Origin of the sequence: Nonomuraea sp. NPDC050783 (assembly GCF_040802095.1) — a bacterium.
Classification (GTDB): Bacteria; Actinomycetota; Actinomycetes; order Streptosporangiales; family Streptosporangiaceae; genus Nonomuraea.
The window spans coordinates 103,708-124,339 of sequence record NZ_JBFAHK010000010.1; the positions used below are offsets into that span (position 1 = coordinate 103,708).

General features: G+C 73.2%; 17 protein-coding genes. 10 read left to right on the forward strand and 7 right to left on the reverse strand.

What is annotated here, in order from left to right; all coding sequences use genetic code 11:
• Positions 1-12 precede the first annotated feature (12 nt).
• Together AB0H75_RS26295 and AB0H75_RS26300 are read right to left on the reverse strand one after the other, a co-directional pair.
• Positions 13-621 carry a hypothetical protein gene (locus AB0H75_RS26295; protein WP_367800424.1) on the reverse strand — a complete coding sequence of 203 codons (609 nt, stop codon included), beginning with the start codon at positions 619-621 and terminating at the stop codon, positions 13-15.
• Between the two features lie 27 nt (positions 622-648).
• Positions 649-2,121, reverse strand: a complete 1,473-nt coding sequence (locus AB0H75_RS26300; RefSeq protein ID WP_367800426.1) for an MFS transporter — start codon at positions 2,119-2,121, stop codon at positions 649-651.
• Between the two features lie 269 nt (positions 2,122-2,390).
• Here AB0H75_RS26300 and AB0H75_RS26305 point away from each other — a divergent pair, with 269 nt between their 5' ends.
• Positions 2,391-3,329 carry a CAP domain-containing protein gene (locus AB0H75_RS26305; RefSeq protein WP_367800428.1) on the forward strand — a complete coding sequence of 313 codons (939 nt, stop codon included), beginning with the start codon at positions 2,391-2,393 and terminating at the stop codon, positions 3,327-3,329.
• Positions 3,330-3,357: 28 nt separating this feature from the next.
• Here the strand turns inward: AB0H75_RS26305 and AB0H75_RS26310 are convergent, their stop codons facing one another.
• Positions 3,358-4,749, reverse strand: a complete 1,392-nt coding sequence (locus AB0H75_RS26310; RefSeq protein ID WP_367800430.1) for an APC family permease — start codon at positions 4,747-4,749, stop codon at positions 3,358-3,360.
• Positions 4,750-4,877: 128 nt separating this feature from the next.
• Positions 4,878-6,407: an alpha-N-arabinofuranosidase gene (locus tag AB0H75_RS26315; protein WP_367800432.1), complete on the reverse strand. Its 1,530-nt coding sequence runs from the start codon at positions 6,405-6,407 to the stop codon at positions 4,878-4,880.
• Positions 6,408-6,528: 121 nt separating this feature from the next.
• On the opposite strand from AB0H75_RS26315, the gene AB0H75_RS26320 reads away from it, so the two are divergent.
• Entirely contained in the window at positions 6,529-7,539 is a 1,011-nt protein-coding gene (locus AB0H75_RS26320) for a LacI family DNA-binding transcriptional regulator (RefSeq protein ID WP_367800434.1), read from the forward strand.
• 55 nt (positions 7,540-7,594) lie between these two features.
• Here the strand turns inward: AB0H75_RS26320 and AB0H75_RS26325 are convergent, their stop codons facing one another.
• Entirely contained in the window at positions 7,595-8,170 is a 576-nt protein-coding gene (locus tag AB0H75_RS26325; protein WP_367800436.1) for a hypothetical protein, read from the reverse strand.
• 441 nt (positions 8,171-8,611) lie between these two features.
• Here AB0H75_RS26325 and AB0H75_RS26330 point away from each other — a divergent pair, with 441 nt between their 5' ends.
• Both AB0H75_RS26330 and AB0H75_RS26335 read left to right on the forward strand, forming a co-directional pair.
• Entirely contained in the window at positions 8,612-9,808 is a 1,197-nt protein-coding gene (locus AB0H75_RS26330) for a hypothetical protein (protein ID WP_367800438.1), read from the forward strand.
• A 10-nt stretch (positions 9,809-9,818) separates the two neighbouring features.
• Positions 9,819-10,643, forward strand: a complete 825-nt coding sequence (locus AB0H75_RS26335; RefSeq protein ID WP_367800440.1) for a GDSL-type esterase/lipase family protein — start codon at positions 9,819-9,821, stop codon at positions 10,641-10,643.
• A gap of 18 nt (positions 10,644-10,661) precedes the next feature.
• Here AB0H75_RS26335 and AB0H75_RS26340 read toward each other — a convergent pair whose 3' ends face one another.
• Complete coding sequence (locus AB0H75_RS26340) at positions 10,662-11,246, reverse strand: TetR/AcrR family transcriptional regulator (protein ID WP_367800442.1); 585 nt, start codon at positions 11,244-11,246, stop codon at positions 10,662-10,664.
• 73 nt (positions 11,247-11,319) lie between these two features.
• On the opposite strand from AB0H75_RS26340, the gene AB0H75_RS26345 reads away from it, so the two are divergent.
• A complete protein-coding gene (locus tag AB0H75_RS26345) occupies positions 11,320-12,066 on the forward strand; it encodes an SDR family NAD(P)-dependent oxidoreductase (RefSeq protein ID WP_367800807.1) in 747 nt (248 codons plus the stop codon).
• A 52-nt stretch (positions 12,067-12,118) separates the two neighbouring features.
• On the opposite strand, the gene AB0H75_RS26350 is transcribed toward AB0H75_RS26345, so the two are convergent.
• On the reverse strand, positions 12,119-12,355 hold the full coding sequence (locus AB0H75_RS26350) for a hypothetical protein (protein ID WP_367800444.1): 237 nt from the start codon (positions 12,353-12,355) through the stop codon (positions 12,119-12,121).
• Positions 12,356-12,753: 398 nt separating this feature from the next.
• Here AB0H75_RS26350 and AB0H75_RS26355 point away from each other — a divergent pair, with 398 nt between their 5' ends.
• The 5 genes from AB0H75_RS26355 to AB0H75_RS26375 all read left to right on the forward strand — a co-directional run bounded on the left by AB0H75_RS26355 (position 12,754) and on the right by AB0H75_RS26375 (position 20,553).
• Positions 12,754-14,073, forward strand: coding sequence for a cellulose binding domain-containing protein (locus tag AB0H75_RS26355; RefSeq protein ID WP_367800446.1), 1,320 nt, complete (start codon positions 12,754-12,756; stop codon positions 14,071-14,073).
• A gap of 309 nt (positions 14,074-14,382) precedes the next feature.
• Positions 14,383-15,420: a ketoacyl-ACP synthase III family protein gene (locus AB0H75_RS26360; RefSeq protein WP_367800448.1), complete on the forward strand. Its 1,038-nt coding sequence runs from the start codon at positions 14,383-14,385 to the stop codon at positions 15,418-15,420.
• Entirely contained in the window at positions 15,417-15,668 is a 252-nt protein-coding gene (locus tag AB0H75_RS26365) for an acyl carrier protein (protein WP_367800450.1), read from the forward strand. Before AB0H75_RS26360 ends, AB0H75_RS26365 begins: the two co-directional genes overlap by 4 nt.
• A gap of 14 nt (positions 15,669-15,682) precedes the next feature.
• Positions 15,683-16,723: a ketoacyl-ACP synthase III family protein gene (locus tag AB0H75_RS26370; RefSeq protein WP_367800452.1), complete on the forward strand. Its 1,041-nt coding sequence runs from the start codon at positions 15,683-15,685 to the stop codon at positions 16,721-16,723.
• Between the two features lie 50 nt (positions 16,724-16,773).
• Positions 16,774-20,553, forward strand: coding sequence for a type I polyketide synthase (locus AB0H75_RS26375; RefSeq protein WP_367800454.1), 3,780 nt, complete (start codon positions 16,774-16,776; stop codon positions 20,551-20,553).
• Positions 20,554-20,632: the final 79 nt, after the last annotated feature.

Below are 20,632 nucleotides of genomic sequence, written 5' to 3' on the forward strand. Positions count from 1 at the left end.
CCACCCACCCCGCTACCCGCCCGTCCCTCGTCCGCCCCCGGGGAACCCCGGTGCGGCGGCCGGCCGGCCCGGCTCGTTCCTCGCCCGCGCCCTGGCCGACGCCCGGAGCCGATCGGATCTGCTCGGCGGCTCCTCACCGGCCGACCTCCGGCACTCGGCGGCGGCGCCGGGCCCGACCTCGACCGGCCAGACGGTGATCACGTACACCTCCGGGCAGAGCTGCGCGTACGCCGTGTCGTTGAGGCCCCTGCCGCGGACGTGCACCCTCATCCGGTAGCGGCCGGGTCCCTGCGGGGTGAGGGTGGGGAAGTGCGGGGGAGGCTCGCCCATCAACCCGTACAGCATCGTCTCGCCGGTCAGCGTGATGAGGTCGGTCTCGGTTTCCTCCTCCCACTCGCCGGGGGCCGGCGGAGGCGGGGGCGCCGTCGCCAGCCGGATCGTCACGTCGAGGAAGCCCGTGTGCACGCCGGTCCGGATCACCGTGGCCCCCGGGCGGGAGGTGGCCCAGCAGGCGGGCGAGGGGGCCGGGAGGCCCTTGTCGAAGTCACGGTCGCTCACCACGAGCAGGTGGTGGGAGACGAAGACGTTGTCCGCGCGTTCCGTTCGCACGATTTCCGGCATGGAGGCGATCGTAGGGCGCGGGCGGGGTCAGGAGTCGCGGGCGGCGGCGAGGACGCGGGCCGCCTCGCGTTCGTACGAGCCGCGCGCGGCCAGGACCACCAGCCCGCCGAGGACCATGGGCACGATCAGCGCGTACATGGCGACGAGGAGGGAGCCGGTGGCGTCGGAGGCCACGCCGACGACGAGGGGGCCGAAGGCGACGCCGACCGTCAGCAGGACCTGCAGGACGGCGAAACCGACGCCGCGCGACCCGGCCGCCACCACGTCGGCGACGCAAGCCGTGCACGTGGGGATGGCGGTGGCGGAGATCGTGACGGCCAGCAGCACGAGGGTCACCAGCAGGGCGGGGGAGTCCGTCAGCAGGGCGACGCCGAGGACGATCGAGCCGACGGTGATGCCGGAGCCGCCGACGAGCAGCCGGCCGCCCTCGACCCGGCCGTGCAGCCGCTTGCCGAGGGAGGAGCCGATCACGGTGCCGGCCAGCACGCCCACGACGCCGATGCCGCCGCTGACGCCGCCGGCGACGCCGGTCCCCATGCCGAGGACGCGGACCATGAGCGACGGCAGCCAGTAGTAGACGCCGCCGAGGCCGAGGGTCAGGATCATCACGCCGAGGGCGACCAGCCGCAGGGTGCGGATGGCCAGGACCTGCCGGACCTCGGCCCGGAAGGGCGGTTTCACGGTGGCGCCGGGAAGGGGCGCGGGATCGCCCTGGGGCGGCCCGGCCTGCGGCGGTTCCAGGGCGCCGGGCGGCAGGGCCTGCGGCGGTTCCGCGGCGCCGGGTGGCGGGGCCTGCGGCGGTTCCGCGGCGCCGGGTGGCGGGGACTGCCGGGGTACGGTGGCGGCGTTGGCCATGATCCTGTCCATCTGGCCGCGCGGCGGCTCGCGCAGGCGCCAGACGAGGAGGGCGGCCAGCGCTCCCGGGACCGCCGTCACCAGGAAGGCGGCCCGCCAGCCGAGCGCCTGCCCGATGACGCCGCCCAGCAGGGTGCCGACGCCGCCGAGGTAGGTGGTCATCCGGGTCCAGCCGTACACCTGCATGCGGGTCGCGGCGGGGTAGAAGTCGGCGAGCAGGCTGCCGACGGCGGGGTTGTCGACGTTCTCGGCGACGGCGAGCAGCACACGCATGAGGTAGAAGGCGGCCAGCCCGGTGGCCAGGCCGGAGCCGAGGGTGGCCAGGGCCCAGCAGAGCACCACGACCGTGATGATCCTGGTCCGGCTGTGCCGGTCGGCGAGGTAGCCGGCGGGCAGCGCGACGGCGGCGGCGGCCAGCGCGGCGGCGGTGGGGATGGACCCGGCCACGGTGTCGCTGAAGCCCCATTCGGCCTGGATCAGCGGGAGCACGCCGGACATCAGGTTGGCCTCGATGCGATCGACCATGCCGACGACGAACAGGACGACGAACGGTCCCCATCCGTAGGGGTTGGGGTCGGCGGGGCTGATGCCGCCGGGCGGCGGGGATCCGAGTCTGCGGCGTTCGCGGGCGACGGTCTTCACCATGGACTTCTCCTCCGCGGGAGGCCGCTCGCCGTGCGGGGTGCCGGAAGCGGCCAGAACACGGTTCTAAAACAGAGTTCTAGAGGGAGTGTCGTACATCACACTGTGGTGCGCCAGAGCCCCGCAGTGCCGATGGCACCGCCGGCGCGGACGGGGCCACCGGGTCCCGGCCGCCCCGATGGACGGACCTGTTTACGCATAAGCGCAGGAGAAATGTCCCTTTTGTGAAAGAATGCGGAGCCGTGCGCGTCTCCCGACACCGGAGGAAGCCCATGCGCAAGCCCCTGGGGATGCTCGCCGCCGCCGCCTGCCTCGCCGCCTGCGCCCCGTCCGCCGACGAGCCGCCGAGCGGGGCGGCGGCCGCGGCGAGCCCGGCGACGACCGCGCCGGCCGACGGCGCGACCCGGGTTCCCGCCCCGTCCCGAACCGCGGATCCGGCCCGCGAAGCCGACGGGTGCCGCGTCAGCGTGACCCGCCCCGGCGTCTCCGCGCTGACGATCCGGGCCTCGGCGGCCCGCCGGAGCTGCGTCCGGCCGGCGCTGCTGCGCATCCGCGTCAAGCGCGCCGCCCCGGGCGCCGACCCGGTCGTCAAGAGCGGCGCCACCCGCGAGGGCCGCATCGCCCTGAGCCTGCCCTGTGAGCCGGGCACGTACTACGCGGTCGCCACCGACTACCGGGGCAGGACCGCCACCTCCAAGGCCGTCCGGCTGACCTGCGCGGCCCCGACCCCGACCCCGACCCCGACCTCCACTCCCGCCTCGACCCGCGCGGCCGCCCCCGCGACGCGGGCGCCGTCCCCGGCGAAGCGGCCGGCCACGTCCGCGGGCACGGCGGTGGAGAACGAGGTCGTCCGGCTGACCAACGCCGAGCGGGCCAAGGGCGGCTGCGACCCGCTCACGCACGACGCCAGGCTGCGCAGGGCCGCGTTCGGGCACTCGGCCGACATGGCGAAGAACGACTACTTCGAGCACGACTCCCAGGACGGCCGCGACATGGCGGACCGCATCCGCGCGACCGGCTTCGCCGGCTCGGCCTGGGCCGAGAACATCGCCAAGGGGCAGCGGTCGGCGGCCGAGGTGGTCCGGGGCTGGATGGACAGCCCGGGCCACCGGCGCAACATCATGAACTGCTCCTACACCCACATCGGGGTGGGCGCGGCCAAGGACGCGCGCGGCCAGATCTACTGGACGCAGGACTTCGCCGCCCGCTGACCCCGCCGGCCCCGCGCGCCCCCGCCGCTCAGGCCCGCCGCCTGGCGGACCACCAGGTCACCGCCCAGAGGACCGCGCCGACCAGCAGCAGCACGCCCGCGATCTCGTACTGGCCGGCCGGACGCCCCGAGGACCACGGCAGCACCAGGTAGAGGCAGGTCAGCGTGCCCAGCACGGGCAGGACGCGGCCCGCGTTGAAGTGCTCGCCCCCCGTCTCCTCCCGGCGCAGCACGAGGACGGACACGTTGACGGCCGCGAAGACGGCGAGCAGGAGCAGCGACGTCGTCCCGCCCAGCAGCGCCACCACGGGGCTGTCGGGCACCAGCGACACGAACGTGATCAGCCCCAGGGCGATCACGGTGGTGAACAGGATCGCCGCCTGCGGCGTGCGCCGCGTGGGGTGCACCTTGGCCAGGAACGGCGGCAGCACGCCCCGCTTGCCCATCCCGTACAGGAGCCGGCTGGCCATCAGCATGTTGATCAGCGCGGAGTTCGCGACGGCGAACATCGAGATGAACGGCAGCAGGTCGGCGATCGGGAAGCCGGGGGCCGCGGTCTGCACCACGGTCACCAGGGGCGTCTCGCTGTCGGCGAGGCGGCCGACCGGCACCACCGCGACGGCGCAGACCGACACCAGCACGTAGATCAGCCCGGTGATGCCGAGCCCGGTCAGCATGATGCGCGGGAAGATCCGCGCCGGCTCCCTGGTCTCCTCGGCCATGTTGACGGAGTCCTCGAACCCCACCATGGCGAAGAAGGCCAGCGAGGTGGCGGCGCTGATCGCCAGGAACACGTTCTTGTCGGCGGGGGTCTCGAAGGCGACGACGCGGGAGAAGTCCGCGTTCCCGCCGAGGATGAAGTACATGCTGAGCACGATGACGAGGAGTAGGCCGGACAGCTCGATCAGGGTGAGCACCACGTTGGCCTTGACGCTCTCGCCCACGCCGCGCAGGTTGACGGCCAGGATCAGCAGCATGAAGCCGAGGGCGATCAGGAGCAGGACGCCGTTGCCCGCGTCCAGGCCGAAGCCCTTGGCGAGGTTGCTCGCGAAGGCGCGCGCCGCCGCCGAGGCCGAGGTGATGCCCGAGCACATGACGGTGAAGCACACCAGGAAGCTCAGGGCGTGCTTGCCGAACGCCTTGTGCACGTAGAGGGCGGCTCCGGCGGCCTCGGGATATTTCGTGACCAGTTCCAGATAGGAGCACGCCGTGATCAGCGCGACCCCGAAGGCGACGGCGAAGGGCAGCCACGCGGCGCCGCCCACCTCGCCGGCGACCTCGCCGGTCAGCGCGTAGATGCCGGTGCCGAGGATGTCGCCGACGATGAACAGCAGCAACAGACCCGGGCCCATCACCCGCTTCAGGCTGGGCCGGTCATCGTCGCCGGCCTCGGCGGGGCCGGGGGGAACGATCTGCGTCATGGAGGTCCTTGTCCTGCGTCGGTCCTGGACCACCCGGGGGAACGGGCGGCCCCCCGCACCCGTGTGCGGTGCACCACGATCACTGCCCGGCCCTCCGCCCGCTGAACCGTCGCTCCGGGCGGCGCCCGTCAGGCGAGGCGGCCCTCCACGGTGACGAAGGAGTGGGCGGGCAGGTGGACCCGCAGCCCGGACGCCGTGGCCGTGACCCCGTCGTGGGCGCGCGGCGCGACCGCGTCCGGACGGTCGGGGGTGTTGTGGTCCTGGAGCTTCGCGGCGGTGAGGATGCGGGCGCGCACGTCGGCCACCGCGCCGCCACGCAGGTCCAGCTCGACGTCGGCCGGGCGGTCGGCGTCCAGGTTGGACAGGGAGACCAGCACCCGGCCGTCCTTGCGGCTGGCCGACAGCGAGACGGTGGCCAGCGTGTCGGTCCCGACCCGGCGGGCGGGCAGCTCGGCGAGCGGGTCCACGCGCAGCGAGGCGGCGTCGTGGTGGCCCTTGTTCATCTCGAACACGTGGTAGGTGGGGGTCAGCACGAGCGCCTGCGTGTCGGGGTCGGTCAGGATCATGGCCTGGAGCACGTTGACGGTCTGGGCGATGTTGGCCATCACCAGGCGGCCGGCGTGGCGGTGGAAGACGTCGAAGTGCAGGCCGGCGACCAGGGCGTCCCTGAGCGTGTTCTGCTGGTGGAGGAAGCCGGGCTCGGTGCCGGGCTCGACGTTCCACCAGGTGCCCCACTCGTCCAGCGCCAGGCCGACGGTCCTGCCGGGGTCGTAGCAGTCCATGACGGCGGAGTGACGGCTGATCAGCTCGTCCACGTACGCCGCCTTGACCATCGTGCGGTAGTAGTCGTCGGTGTCGAACGCGGTGGCGTCGCCCTTGTCCTGCCAGGTGCCGGGGATCGTGTAGTAGTGGAACGACAGCGCCTGCATGAAGCCGGTGGGCCGGTAGGCGCAGCCCAGCTCACCGGCCTGCTTCATCAGCGTCTCGGTCCAGGCGTAGTCGGCGGCGTTGGCGCCGGCGGCGATGCGGTAGAGCTTGTTGTCGCCGTGGTCGCGGCAGTACGTGCCGAAGCGGCGGGCCTCGGCGGCGTACTGCTGGGCGGACATGTTGCCGCCGCAGCCCCACGCCTCGTTGCCGAGCCCCCAGAAGCGCACCCGCCAGGGCTCCTCGCGGCCGTTGGCCTTGCGCAGCCGCACCATGGGGGAGTCGCCGGCGCGGGTGAGGTACTCCACCCAGTCGCTCATCTCCTTCACGGTGCCCGAGCCGACGTTGCCGCTGATGTACGGCTCCGCGCCGAGCAGCTCGCACAGCGCCATGAACTCGTGGGTGCCGAAGTGGTTGTTCTCCTCGACGTTGCCCCAGTGGGTGTTGACCATCACCGGCCGCTCGGACTTGGGGCCGATGCCGTCCATCCAGTGGTACTCGTCGGCGAAGCAGCCGCCGGGCCAGCGCAGGTTCGGGATGTCCAGCGCGCGCAGCGCGGCCACCACGTCGAGGCGGATGCCGCCCTCGTTCGGCAGGTCGCTGTCCTCGCCCACGTAGAAGCCGCCGTAGATGCAGCGGCCCAGGTGCTCGGCGAAGTGGCCGTACAGGTGCCGGCTGATCACCGGGCCGGTCACGTCGAGGTTGATGACGGCGGGGACGACGAGGTCGGTCATGTGCGCTCACATTCCGTTCTTCGCGGAAAACGGGATTTGTAACGTTACATGCCGAGCGCCGGGTGGTGCCAGATCCACCCGGCGGGCCGCCCGGGAGAGCGGGTCGTGAAAGGATGCCGAGGTGGCGACGATTCAGGACGTGGCGAGGGCCGCCGGGGTCTCGCCGATGACCGTCTCCCACGTCATCAACGACCACCCGCACGTCAGGGCCGAGACGCGCGAGCGCGTGCTGCGGGCCATCGACGAGCTCGACTACCGGGTCAACGTGGCGGCCCGCAACCTGCGCACCGGGCGTACCGGGACGATCGGGCTCGCCGTCCCCGAGATCGACCGCCCCTACTACGGGCAGCTCGCCGCGCGCATCATCGAGGCGGCGGCCGGGCACGGCCTCAGGGTCGCCATCGAGCAGACCGGCGCCTCGCGCGAGGGCGAGCTGGCCGCGCTGGCCCTGTCCCGCAACCGCCTCTACGACGGCCTCATCCTCAGCACGGTCGGGCTCGGCCCGGCCGACACCGACCTGCTCAAGGTCGACTTCCCGGTGGTGATCCTGGGGGAGCGCATCTTCGACGGGCCGGTGGACCACGTCGCGATGCCCAACGTCGAGGGCGCCCGCGCCGCGACCGCGCACCTCATCGAGCGTGGCTGCCGCCGCGTCGCCGTCGTGGACGGCCCGCAGCGCGGCGAGGTCGACGTCTCCAGCCTGCGCCACGACGGCTACCGCGAGGCGCTGCGGGAGGCGGGCCTGCCCTTCGACCCCGGCCTGGTGGCGTCCGTCGACGCGCTCACGATGGAGACGGGCGCCGCTGCGGCCCGCCGGCTGGCCGGCTCCGGCGTCGCGTTCGACGGCGTGTTCTGCGTGACCGACACGGTCGCGATGGGGGTGCTGCGCGGCCTGGCCGACCGCGGGCTCCGCGTCCCCCACGACGTCAAGGTGATCGGCTTCGACAACATCGCCGAGTGCGCCTACAGCGTGCCGTCGCTGTCGTCGATCGACCCCGACCACGCGCTCATGGCGAGCACGGCCGTCGGCTTCCTCGCCAGGCGGATCGCGGAGAAGGGGCCGGGCAGGCAGGCCCCCCGCGAGTTCGTCAGCCGCTTCTCCGTCGTCGCCCGCGAGTCGACCGGCGGTTAGCGGGCCCCGCTCCGGGCGGGGCCCGCCGCCGGTCCCGCCGCCGGTCCCGCGGCCGTCACGGGCTGAGCGACCAGGTGTGGAAGATGGTGGTGTGCCGAAAGGACGAGGCGGTCCCGTCGAACCCGTACGTCCCCCGCCACGACAGCGGGTCCTGCTGCTCGCCCACCACGGTGACGGCGTCGGCGCAGCCGCCCTGGCCCTTCCTGGTGGCGTCCACGGCGATGATGCGGCCCGTGGTCAGGTTCGTCGTCCGCCCGACCTTCTTGACCAGGTCCCCGACGGACACGTTGGCCTTGCGGCGCCAGCCCCTGGGGCCGTCGATGAAGTAGCACTCCCGGGTGGCGTCCTGGAACTGCACCTCGCCGATGGCCGCGTCCACCAGGTTGTTGTGGTTGGCCAGCGGCACGGCCGGGGTGAGGTCGAGGGGGATGAACCGGGAGAGCGTGGAGATGCGGTCCTGCGGGTCCACGCCGCCGTCGAAGGTGCCGGGCTGCACGATCGGGCTGCCCACCGGGGCGCGGTTGGAGTCGGCCAGGACGTGGTTGTTGCTGAGCACGTAGAACTTCGAGGGGGTGCCGAGCCCCGGCGCGGGCGGGTCGATGGTGGCGCCGGGCAGGAGGTCGTAGACCACGCTGCCCAGGGTGCCGGCGCGCCCGTGAGCTGCTGGGCGACGACATGGCCGACGCGGACCACGTCCACGGTGGTGCCGTCGTCCATCCGCCGGGGCAGCAGGTCCTGCTCAGGGTCCGATTCAGGGACGGCCCTAGGGATGACCCCGGTTTCCCGCCTCGCTCCGGCGCGAGGTGCACCGCCGTTGCAGACGCTGACAGGTCGCTTGACACGGTCGTCGCCGCTCCTTAAGGTCTCGGTGGCAAGGCGGCCTGAAACGTTTTTATGGCAGTACGCGCACTCAACGGCGAAGCGCGGCCCCCAACTCCCCGCTCCCTGCCCGGGAGAGCTCCACGCGTACCAGAAGAGCGCCGGTGCGCCCCGCGTCCCGCACCGCTTTCCGCTGAAACGTTCAAAGCGGGCCGAGGGCACTCCTTCCGCCACCACCCCCACGGAGGACCCCATGAGGACATCCACCGCCACCGCCCCACCCGCGCCCGGGGGACGGCGCCGCCGGCCCGCCCGGGCCGTCGCCGCGCTGGCCGCCCTGGTCGCCGGCGCCGGGGCCGGCGTCGTGCTCGGCCCGCCCCCGGCCTCCGCCGCCGCCTGCGGGGAGGGCACCTTCCAGTCGCAGGTCACGCTCAGCGGCGGCACCTGGACCGCCCGCAACAGCGCGGGAGGCAGCGTCTACAGCGGCACCGACTTCCGGGCCGCCGCCCAGGCCGGCATCGGCAGCCTCACCGCCGGGCGCACCTCCGTCCAGCGGGTCGTCGTGCGCGGCAACGGCACGATGAGCGCAGGCAGCCGCATCTCGCTGCCGAGCCACACCTCGCTGTCGGTCTGCGGGACGATCAACGTCACCGGCTCCGGCTCCGGCGACTACGCCCCGGTCTACTCGCGCGGCACCACGGACATCGAGGTCCTGTATCTCAACGTCACCGGCACCCCGGTCTACGGCGTCTTCCTGCGCAACGTCACCGGCGTCCGGCTCGGCCAGATCGACCTGCGGCTCGGCTCGGGCCTCGGCGTGCGCATCGACAACCGCGGCGACACCAGTCAGTGGACCCGCGACGTCCGGGTGGACAACGTGTACGTGCAGGGCGCCGGCTCGCACGCGATGGAGACCTACGGCGTGGACGGCCTCACCGTCGGCACCGTGACCGCGCGCGACGTCGGCGAGTCCGGCCTGCTGCTCAACCAGACCGTCAACGCGACGATCGGCACCGTGGACGCCGACAACGCCGGCGCCGGCACCGGGTACGCCGCCTTCCGCATGGCCAACCGCAACGGCCGGATCGGCAGCTCCTACCCGAACAACATCCGGGTGGGCACCGTCAAGGCCCGCGGCGGCGGCCGGGGCGTCTTCTGCGTTTCGGAGAGCGGCGGCGCCACCATCGACCGGGTGGACATCGCCAACACCGGCAACAACGCGGTGCTGGTGGAGAACTGTTACAACGTCGTCCTGGCCGGGATCTCGGGCACGATCAGCGGCGGCGGCGAGGTACGCATCGCGGCCCGCACGGAGTTCGCCCCGTCCTCGGGCATCAGGCTCCAGAACCTGACGGTCTCCAACACCGGCATCCGGTGGAGCCCCTGCACCGGCAGCAACAACACGATCAGCAACGTGACCCGGATCAACTCCACGCTCACCTGGTGCTGAGGGAGGAACCATGCGCAAGCTCCCCCTGCTGGTCGTCGCCGCCCTGGTGGCGTCCCTGACGCCGGTCGCCCAGGGCGCCGCCTCGGCCGCGTGCGCCACCCGCACCGGCACGGCGGCGGCCACCGCCGCGACGACCACCGTCTGGCTGGCCGGCGACTCGACCGTGGCCGGCCCCGGCGCCACCTGCCCCGTGGGCTGGGGCGCCGAGTTCGACGCGCTGTTCCACAGCAACATCGTGGTCGACAACCTCGCCGTCGCCGGGCGCAGCATCCAGACCTGGCTCTACGAGGGCGGCGTGACCTCGGCCGTCGGCTCGGACGGCGAGTGCGTGCTCAGCTCCACCGCCCCCTCCTCCCGCTGGCAGCGGGCGCTCACCGGCATGAGGGCCGGCGACTACCTGTTCATCCAGTTCGGCATCAACGACGGCTCGGCGACCTGCCCGCGCCACGTCGGCACCGCCCGCTACCAGGAGCTGATGACGATGATGGCGCGGGCGGCGCTGGAGCGCGGCGCCCACCCCGTGCTGCTCACCGCCGTCGCGGCCATCACCTGCTCGGGCGGCACCGCGGTCAGGAACCGCGGTTACGTCGCCCAGACCGCCGCCGCCGGCGCCGCCACCGGCGCCCCGGTCATCGATCTGCAGGCCCTCAGCGTCGACTACTACAACTCCCTCGGCCTGTGCCCCAACAACGGCGACTACACCTCCGGGGCGCTCGGCCAGTTCTTCTGCAACGACCACACCCACTTCGAGGCGTACGGCGCCCGGCGCATCGCCCGGCTGGTCACCGGCGCGCTCCGGGCCCAGAAGATCCCGCTCGCCGGGTCCCTGCTCTGACGAGGAGCGCCGGGCCGGTCAGGCCGAGGGGCCGGCGCGCGGCGGGGTCTCGATGCCCTGGCGGAGCATGCGCCAGATCCGCCCGGCGGCCCGCGTGCGCTCGGCCTCGGTGGGCAGCTCGGTGAGCAGCAGGGCCAGCATGCCGATGGCCAGCAGCAGGTCGCCGGTGGTCACCTCCGGGCGCACCCGGCCGGTGCGCTGCGCCTCGGCGAGCCCGGCCTCCAGCAGCCGCCCGACCCGCTCGCGCAGGCCGAGGATGCGGGGGTCGGGCTGCGGCGGCATGCTGAGCAGCCGGATGAACGTGGTCGAGGCGATGGTCTGCTCGGTGACGAGGGCCAGCACCTCCTCCAGGGTGGTGCCGGGCCTGGCCGCCAGGGCCTCCAGCTCGGCGATGCTGTCCTCGAAGACGGCCAGGGCGAGGCTGAGGCGGTCGGGGAAGTGCCGGTAAAGGCTGCCCTGCCCGACCCCGGCCGCCCGCGCGACGTCGGTGAGCGAGGCGTCGTAGCCGGAGGCGGCGAAGGCGTCACGGGCCGCGGCGATCAGCGCGGCCCGGTTGCGTGCCGCGGCTTTGGGGCCTCGGTTGGGTCGACGGGTGGCGGTCACGACGGTTACGGTACCAACCGGACGTATAAGTCCGGTTGGCTGGCGTAGGCAGGGAAAGGACGCCCCCTTGAGCATGACCTTCGACGACCGTGTCGCCCTCGTGACCGGCGCGGGCTCCGGCATCGGCAGGGCGATGGCGCTCGCCTTCGCCAAGGCCGGCGCCCGCGTGGTGGTCTGTGACCTCGACGCCGGCGGCGCCGGGCGCACGGCCGCCGACCTCGGCGACGCCGCCCTCGCGGTGACCGCCGACATCGGCGAAGAATCCTCGGTCGCCGCGCTGGTGGAGGCCGCGATCGGCGCGTACGGGCGCATCGACGTGCTGTGCAACAACGCCGGGATCATGGACACGATGGCGTTGCCCGCCGACATCCCCCTGGCCCAGTGGGAGCGCGTGCTGCGCGTCAACCTGACCGGCACGTTCCTGGTCACCCACGCGGTGCTGCCGCACATGCTGAGCCAGGGCGGCGGCGCGATCGTCAACACCGCCTCGGAGGCGGGGATCAGGGGCGGCGTGGCCGGGGCCGCCTACACCGCGTCCAAGCACGGCGTGGTCGGCCTGACCAAGAGCGTCGCCTGGGCGTACGCCAAGGACGGCATCCGCTGCAACGCCATCCTGCCCGGCCCCACCATGACCAACATCGCCAACGGCGCCACCTTCGACCCGGCGGGCGCGGCCCGGCTCGGCCCCGTGCTCGCCCTCGGCGAGCGCCTGGCCCAGCCCGAGCAGATGGCCGACGCCGCGCTCTACCTGGCCTCCGAGGCGGCCTCGTTCGTCAACGGCGCGATCATCCCGGTGGACGGCGGCTGGTCCGCGGCCTGAGCGCCGGCCCGCCCGCGCCCCTCGGGAACGGGGCGCGGGCGGCCGGTCACCGTCAGGCGTAGAGGAAGTAGTAGCGGTAACGGCCCTCCCACTGGCAGGAGTAGCTGTCCCACCATCCCTGGGCGACGCCGTGGCTGCCGATCCGCTGGCATTCGGAGTAGTCCTTGAAGACGCCGGCCAGCCTGGCGGCCTGAGCCGTGGTGGCCTGCGCCGGAGCGGCGGCGCCCGCCGTCACCGACAATCCGAGGACCATGACGGCCGAGACGAGAACAGCGCGTGCCTTTCGCATTCGTCCTCCTGCGACTGGGGGGTATGCCGGTGGACATTATCACTTACCGGGCGCCAGAGAGTTTGTCAGGCCCGGTGCGGTCGCGGAAGGCGCTGAACGTTTCATCGGCGTTAACGCGGCCGGCGTTACCGAATTTCTTTCCGGAGTTCCCGTTGCTGTCCCTTTCCGGCCGCCTGGGCGCCGCGTGGATGGTCTGAGACTTTTTCGCGTCTTACGACCATAAAGTACGGTTTACGCCGCTTCTTCCGTTCGTTTTGGAACGAACGATGAAAACTTTGACCTCGCTCACTTACGTGTCATATCGTCTCCCCGCCCATATCGATGTGCGCCGCCACGCGGAGGGGGACGGGGGACGGCCCCGGGGGAGCGGCGCCCATCCGAACAACCGGAGTCGTACCATGCACGTTCGGATCCGCACGGCCACGATCGTCGGCATGGCGCTGGCCGTGCTGGCCGCCGTCGGGGTGCCGGCGGCCTTCGCGCCGCCCGCCCAAGCCGCCCAGGTGATCACCGACATCGCCTACGCACCCGCCCAGCCGGCCGGCAGCAGGGGCCACCTGCTGGACCTCTACCTGCCGTCCACCGGCATCACGCCCAGGCCGCTGCTGATCTGGCACACTGGCTCGGCCTGGACCAGCGACGACGGCAAGGCCGGCGCGGAGGCGATCGCGGAGATCTTCAACCCGCTCGGCTTCGCTGTGGCCGGCGTCAGCGTCCGCTCCAGCTCCCAGGCGGTCTTCCCCGCCCAGGTCCACGACATCAAGGCGGCCATCCGCTGGCTGCGCGCGAACGCCGCCACGTACCAGCTCGACCCCAACCGCTTCGCGATGATGGGCGACTCCTCGGGCGGCTGGCTGACGGAGATGGCCACCCTGTCCGGCGGCGTGGCGTCGCTGGAGGGGACCCTCGGCACGACCGGCGTCTCCAGCGCCGTGCAGGCGGGGCTCGCCTTCTACAGCCCGACCGACTTCCTGCAGATGAACGCGCAGAACCTGCCGACCGGCGGCCTGGACCACGACTCGCCCGCCTCCCCGGAGTCCCTGCTGGTCGGCTGCCCGATCCAGACCTGCCCCGCCAAGGTGGCCCAGGCCAACCCGATGACCTACGTCGACGCCGACGACCCGCCGCTGCTGTTCCTGCACGGCCAGGCCGACTTCCTGGTGCCGCACGGGCAGAGCGTCCTGCTCTACAACCGGATCAAGGCCCAGTGCGGTGACGCCACGTTCGTCTCGGTGCCCGCCGCGGACCACATGATGGCCGAGGTCATGGACCCCGCCCAGTACGGGAGGCAGACCGTCCGCACCACCACCGACTGCGGGGAGACCGTGCGCACCGGCACGTTCGACCCCACCTGGGCCAACTTCGCGACCTTCCTGCGCGGCGGGCTCAAGCTGGGCACCTCCTGCGAGGTCACCTACGCCACCGGCACCTGGAACGGCGCCTTCAACGGCAGCGTGACCATCAGGAACACCGGCACCACCCCCGTCTCCGGCTGGACCGTGACGTGGACCTGGTCGGGCAACCAGCAGATCACGAACGCCTGGAACGCCACGGTGACCCAGACCGGCGCCCAGGTGACCGCGCGCGACGCCGGCCACAACTCCTACATCGGCCCCGGCTCCAGCCAGAGCCTCGGCTTCTCCGCCACCGCCACCGGGACGAACGAGATTCCGGCTCAGTTCAAACTCAACAACCTCGTCTGCACGCGGGTGCCCTGACCGCGACGCCGCGTCACCCGCCGCGTGGATTCCGGGTCATTGCATGCGGAGAAAACGCGGCGGGTGCGGAAAGGCCCATTCCCTGAACGCAATACGTTCCGTCCGGCTCCGGTCACGAAAAGTCGCCGTCCGGGTTTCGGACGCGCATATTGCCTCGCCGGATGAGCCGCCCCTATCCTTCCTTTTGTTTTCGCGGCCGGGTCGCGTGATATCCCGGGGCCCGAAATATTTCGGGTCAGCCGCCCGCCCACGTCGAGGGCCGTGGCCCGGCATCGTCGATGAGTTAGGGGACGTGTGCGTACTTCCAACATGTTCATCAGGAGCCTCGGCGTCTACGTGCCCGACAGCGTGAGCGTCGAGCAGGCGGTCCGCGAGGGCTGGTACCCGGCGGCGGAGGCGGAGAGGTTCCAGCAGCTCGGCGCGGCGGTGGCCGGTGACCTGCCCGCGCCCGAGATGGCGCGCCTGGCGGTCCTGGACGCCTACGACCGCTGGGGCGAGTCGTCCCCGCGCGAGCTCGACCTCCTGCTCTACCCGTCGGTCTGGCACCAGGGCCCGAACGGCTGGCAGCCCCAGCACTACCTGCAGATGCACCTCCTGGGCGGCGGCGTGCCGGCGTTCGAGATCCGCAGCGGCTGCGTGGGGATGATCAGCTCGCTCGAACTGGCGGCCAGCTACCTGCGGGCCGACCCGGACCGGCGGACGGCGATGGTCGTCTCCGCGGACAACCACGGCACGCCGCTGGTGGACCGCTGGCGGATGACCCCCGGGGCGCTGATCGGCGACGCCGCGGCCGCGCTCGTCCTGGGCAAGGACCACGGCATGGCCGAGTTGCTGTCGGTGAACGCGACGGTGATCCCGGAGGCCGACGCGGTCAACGACGGCGCCTACCCGCTGTTCCCGCCGGACGCCACCGTCGGCAGGGGGCTGAGCTTCGGCGACCGGCACGAGGAGTTCCGCCAGCGGCTGCTCAAGGCGCAGGGCACCGGCATCCACCTGACGATCCAGAAGACGATGATGCAGCAGGTCGAGCAGACCCTGGACGAGGCCGGGATCGGGCTCGCCGACATCACCCGGGTGGCGTTCCCGCACGGCCGCCGCGAGGACCTGGACGGGCAGATGTCCTGGCTCGGCATCGACGAGGACCAGACCACCTGGGACTACGGGCGGCGCGTCGGCCACTGCGGCGCGGTGGACCAGTTCATCGCCTTCGAGCACCTGCTCGCCACCGGCGGGCTCGTCGCCGGCGACCACCTGCTCATGGTCGGGTTCGGCTCGGGGACGTCCGTCGCCGCGGCGGCGTTCCGGATCCTGTCCACCTCTCCCGTCACGGCAGGAGCACGCGCATGACCGCGACCACCCAGCGGCTGATCGCCTTCATCCAGGACAACCTGGTCCAGGACGGCGACGACATCGAGATCGACGAGACCACCCCGCTCCTGGTGTCGGGCCTCCTGGACTCCCTGCGCACGGCGCGGCTGCTGAACTTCCTGCGCAGGGACCTCGGCGTCGCGATCCCCGCAGCCAAGCTCGACCCCGGCAACTTCCGGGACGTGGCGGCCATCGTGGCGATGGTCGAAGAGCTCGAATCCGTCTAGCGGGAGCGGAAGTCATGCGGTTGGCGGACACGTACATCAGCGGAGTGGGAGCGTTCCTCCCGCGGACCGTCGTCAGCGTCGAGAAGGCCGTCGCCAAGGGCTGGTACCCGGCCGAGGAGGCCGAGCTGCACAACCTGGCCGGCACCGCGGTGGCCGGTGACCTGCCGGCACCGGAGATGGCCCTGCACGCCGCGCGCAGCGCGCTCAAGCGCAGCGGGCGGGCACCGGCCGACCTGGACCTCCTCCTGTACGCCTCGACCTGGCACCAGGGGCCGGACGGCTGGCCCCCGCACTCCTACCTGCAACGCCACCTCGTCGGCGGGGACGTCCTGGCCACCGAGATCCGGCAGGGCTGCAACGGGATGTTCATCGCCCTGGAGCTGGCGGCCGGCTACCTGCACGCCGCCCCCGGCCGGCAGGCCGCCCTGCTGGTCGCCGCCGACAACTACGGCACCCCGCTGATGGACCGGTGGCGGATGGGCCCCGGCTACATCGGCGGGGACGCCGCCAGCGCGCTCGTGCTCGCCAAGGAGGGCTTCGCGCGCCTGACGTCGGTCCGCACGACGACGGTCGCCGAGGCCGAGGAGCTGCACCGGGGCAGCGAGCCGCTGTTCCCGCCGGGCGTCACGGTCGGGCGCCGGATGAGCTTCGCGGCCCGCAACGAGCAGTTCCGGCAGCAGGTCATGCCCAGGGGCGAGGCCACCGCGGCGCTGTTCCACATCCAGCGGGCGCTCATGGAGATCGTCGAGGGCGTCCTGGACGAGAGCGGCATCGAGGCCGGCGACCTGGCCAGGGTGGCGTTCATGAACTACTCCGAGGAGATCGTCGAGCAGCGGTGCATGGCCGTGCTGGACCTGCCCATGTCCCGCTCGACCTGGGGCTACGGCCGCACCATCGGTCACTGCGGGGCCAGCGACCAGGTCCTCTCCCTGGACCACCTGCTCGGGACCGGGCAGCTCGGCCCCGGCGACCACCTGCTGATGCTCGGCACCGGGCCGGGAGTGACCGTCTCCGGCGCCGTCATCGAGATCATCGACACTCCTCCGTGGGCCTGAGAACCGAAGGGAAACGAAAGCTGATGGTCGACAGCCCGCGCGGAGCCCGGGTGGAACCCGTGGCGGTGGTCGGGATCGGATGCCGCCTGCCCGGCGGCACCGGCTCGCCCGATCAGTTCTGGGACCTGCTGTGCGCCGGCCGGAACACCACCGGCCCGCTGCCCGCCGAACGCTGGCACCGCTACGAGAGCCGCGGCCCCGAGCACGCCGCCGCGCTGCGCGGCGCCGTCCGGCACGGCAGCTTCCTGGACGACATCGAGGGCTTCGACGCGGAGTTCTTCGGCCTGTCGCCCCGCGAGGCCGAGCTGATGGACCCGCAGCAGCGCATCCTCATGGAGACCGCGTGGGAGGCCCTGGAGCACGCCGGCCTGCCGCCGCACGAGCTGGCCGGCACCGACGCCGGGGTCTTCGTCGGGGTCTGCACGGCCGACTACGGCGGCCGGCTGCTGGAGGACCTGCCCCAGATCGAGGCGTGGACCGGGATCGGTGCCGCCACCTGCGCCGTCGCCAACCGCATCTCCTACTCCCTGGACCTGCGCGGCCCCAGCATGGCGATCGACACCGCCTGCTCGGCGTCGCTGGTCGCGCTGCACCTGGCCGCGCAGAGCCTGCGGCTCGGCGAGAGCGACGTCGCCCTGGCCGGCGGCGTCAACCTGCTGGTCACCCCGGGCCAGACCCTCACGCTCGGCAGCGCCGGAGCCCTGGCCCCCGACGGGCGGTCCAAGTCGTTCGACGCCTCGGCCGACGGCTACGGGCGCGGCGAGGGCTGCGGCGTGGTCGTGCTCAAGCGGCTGTCGGACGCCCGGCGCGCCGGCGACCGGATCCTCGCGCTGGTCATCGGCAGCGCCGTGAACCAGGACGGCCACACCAACGGCATCATGGCGCCGTGCGGGGAGGCCCAGGAGCACGTGATGGCCCGCGCCTGCCGGCAGGCCGGCGTCGAGCCGTCCACCGTGGACTACGTCGAGGCGCACGGCACCGGCACCCGGCTCGGCGACCCGCTGGAGGCGGGCGCGCTGTCGTCGGTGTACGGCGCCGGGCGCGCCCCCGGCGACCCGTGCCTGATCGGCTCGGTCAAGTCCAACATCGGCCACCTCGAAGGCGCGGCCGGCATCGCCGGCGTCATCAAGGCGGTGCTCGCCCTGCACCGCGGCGAGATCCCGCCGAGCGTGCTGAGAACCCTCAACCCGGCCATCCCGTGGGAGGGCTCGGGCCTGCGCGTGGTGACCGAGCGGACGGCCTGGCCGGAGCGCGGCCACCCCCGCCGGGCGGGCGTCTCCAGCTTCGGGTACGGCGGCACCGTCGCGCACATCGTGCTCGAACAGGCCCCCGCCCCCGCCGCGACCGGGGCCGGGACGTCCCCGGTCGAGGGGGAGCGGCTGTTCCCCCTGTCGGCCGCGTCGGAACGGGCCCTGCGGGAGTACGCGGGCAGGCTCGCCGGCCACCTCGACGCCCACCCCGGCGGGGCCGACCTGGCGTCGGCGGGGCACACGCTGGCGCTGCGGCGCACCCACCTGCCCCGCCGCGCCGTCGTGGTCGCGGCGGACCGGGACGAGCTGGCGGCCGGCCTGCGCAGGCTCGCCGGGGACGTGCCGGCCGAATCCGTCCTCACCGGGGACGTGCTGCCCGACCCCGGCCCCGGGCCGGTCTGGGTCTTCTCCGGGCAGGGCTGCCAGTGGCGCGGGATGGGGCGGGAGCTGCTCGCCGTGCCGGAGTTCGCGTCCCTGGTGGACGAGGTGGAGCCGGTCTTCGCCGAGGAGATCGGCTTCTCCCCCCGGCGGGTCCTGGCCGAGGGCGACCTTGACACGATCGACCGCGTGCAGACCATGATCTTCGTGATGCAGCTCGGCCTGGCCAGGCTCTGGAACGCGCACGGGGTGGTGCCGAGGGCCGTCATCGGCCACTCCGTCGGCGAGCTGGCGGCGGCGGTGACGGCCGGCGCGATGAGCGTCGCCGACGGCGCCCGCCTGATCTGCCGCCGCTCCCGGCTGCTGCGCCGCGCCGCGGGCAAGGGCGCGATGGTGATGGCCGGCCTGCCCTTCGAGGAGGCGGCCGAGCGGCTGGCCGGACGTACCGACCTGGTGGCGGCGATCGCCTCGGCGCCCGGCTCCACCGTGCTGTCCGGCGAGGTCGCCGCGGTCGAGGCGGTGCTGGACGAGTGGCCGGCCGAGGGCATCGTGATGCGGCGGGTGGCGTCGGACGTCGCCTTCCACAGCCCGCAGATGGAGCCGCTGGCCGCCGAGCTGGCCGCCGCCACCGCCGATCTCGCGCTCGGCGCGCCCCGCGTCCCGATGTACACGACCGCGCTGGCCGACCCCCGCGCGACGCCCGTCCTGGACGGCGCGTACTGGGCGGCCAACCTCCGGGACCCCGTGCGGCTGGCCGCGGCGGTGACGGCCGCGGCGCAGGACGGCCACCGCGTGTTCCTGGAGATCTCCCCGCACCCCGTGGTCGCGCACTCCGTCACCGAGACGCTCGCGGAGAGCGGCCACGAGGACGTGTTCGTCGGCACGACGCTGCGCCGCGGCCAGCCGGAGCGGCTCGCCTTCCTCCTCGCGGCAGGCGCGGCGCACTGCCACGGCGTCGAGGTGGACTGGGGCCGGCTCCAGCCGTCCGGCGGCCTGGCCGACCTGCCGCCGTACGCCTGGCAGCACCGCCGCCACTGGCGTGAGGCGTACGCCGGGGACGACAACCGGGGGCACGACGTGGGCTCCCACACCCTGCTCGGCGCCGCGACCGGCCTGGCGGGCAGCCGGACCCGGATGTGGCGGACCGCCCTGGAGGACGCCAACCGGCCCTACCCGGGCAGCCACGCGCTCAACGGGGTCGAGATCGTGCCCGCCGCCGTGCTGGTCAACACGTTCCTGCACGCCGCCAGGGACACGACCGGGGACGAGGACGTCACGCTCACCGGCGTGGAGATGCTGCACCCGCTGATGACCGCGCAGCGCCGGCAGATCCAGGTCGTGCACGAGCCGCCGGCGCTGCGGCTGGCCGCCCGCACCCCGGCCGCCCCTGGCGAGCCCGAGCCCGCCTGGCTGGTCCACGTCACCGCGGAGGTGGCCGCGCCCGGCCAGGTGAAGCCCGACGTGCTGCCGGACGCCGGCGCGCTCGCCCCGATCGACCCCGGCTTCGTGCACCGGCGGCTGGCCGCCGTCGGCGTGCCCTCGACGGGATTCGGCTGGACCATCGAGACGCTGCTCGGCGGGGACGGCGCGCTGCGGGCCACCGTCCGCACCGGGGACAACACCGGGGACAGCACCGGGGAGCAGGGAGGCTGGGCGCCGGCGCTGGACGCGGCGATGTCCGTGGCGCCCTGCGTGTTCCCCGGCGATCCGGTGCTGCGCATGGTGGTACGCATCGACGAGGTGGTGCTGACCGGCGCGCCGCCCGCGACGGTGATCGTGGACGCGGCCGTGGACCCGGCCGCCCCCGACACCGTGCGGGCGCTCCTGGCCGACGTGGACGGCCGGGTGCTCGGGCACCTGACGGGCCTGCGCTACCCGGTGATCGACGCGCCCGCCCCCGCCGAGGACGACCTCCAGGAGCCCGCGGAGTCGTTCGCCGGGCTGCCGCCGGAGGAGCTGCGCGGGCGCCTCCAGCCCGAGGTGCGCGCGGAGATCGCGGCCGTGATGCGGCTGGCCCCCGAGGACCTGGCGCTCCGGCGCCCCCTCGTCGAGCAGGGGCTGGACTCGGTGATGACCGTCATGGTCCGGCGGCGCCTGGAGAAGCGCTTCGGCCGCCGGCTGCCCGCGACCCTGCTGTGGCAGCAGCCGACGATCTCCGCCATCGCGGAGCATCTGGCCGGGCTGCTCGCGGGCGGCGGTTGACCCTCGCCATGCTCGACCGGCTCCGGACGGGGAAAGGGATGCCGATGAGAAATGTCGCAGGGTGGCCCGTCAGGAGAGT

Coding starts and splice junctions, on each gene's coding strand:
- AB0H75_RS26295 (WP_367800424.1), bottom strand. CDS start 621: ATGCCGGAAATCGTGCGAACGGAACGCGCGGACAACGTCTTCGTCTCC.
- AB0H75_RS26300 (WP_367800426.1), bottom strand. CDS start 2,121: ATGGTGAAGACCGTCGCCCGCGAACGCCGCAGACTCGGATCCCCGCCG.
- AB0H75_RS26305 (WP_367800428.1), top strand. CDS start 2,391: ATGCGCAAGCCCCTGGGGATGCTCGCCGCCGCCGCCTGCCTCGCCGCC.
- AB0H75_RS26310 (WP_367800430.1), bottom strand. CDS start 4,749: ATGACGCAGATCGTTCCCCCCGGCCCCGCCGAGGCCGGCGACGATGAC.
- AB0H75_RS26315 (WP_367800432.1), bottom strand. CDS start 6,407: ATGACCGACCTCGTCGTCCCCGCCGTCATCAACCTCGACGTGACCGGC.
- AB0H75_RS26330 (WP_367800438.1), top strand. CDS start 8,612: ATGAGGACATCCACCGCCACCGCCCCACCCGCGCCCGGGGGACGGCGC.
- AB0H75_RS26335 (WP_367800440.1), top strand. CDS start 9,819: ATGCGCAAGCTCCCCCTGCTGGTCGTCGCCGCCCTGGTGGCGTCCCTG.
- AB0H75_RS26345 (WP_367800807.1), top strand. CDS start 11,320: ATGACCTTCGACGACCGTGTCGCCCTCGTGACCGGCGCGGGCTCCGGC.
- AB0H75_RS26350 (WP_367800444.1), bottom strand. CDS start 12,355: ATGCGAAAGGCACGCGCTGTTCTCGTCTCGGCCGTCATGGTCCTCGGA.
- AB0H75_RS26355 (WP_367800446.1), top strand. CDS start 12,754: ATGCACGTTCGGATCCGCACGGCCACGATCGTCGGCATGGCGCTGGCC.
- AB0H75_RS26360 (WP_367800448.1), top strand. CDS start 14,383: ATGTTCATCAGGAGCCTCGGCGTCTACGTGCCCGACAGCGTGAGCGTC.
- AB0H75_RS26365 (WP_367800450.1), top strand. CDS start 15,417: ATGACCGCGACCACCCAGCGGCTGATCGCCTTCATCCAGGACAACCTG.
- AB0H75_RS26370 (WP_367800452.1), top strand. CDS start 15,683: ATGCGGTTGGCGGACACGTACATCAGCGGAGTGGGAGCGTTCCTCCCG.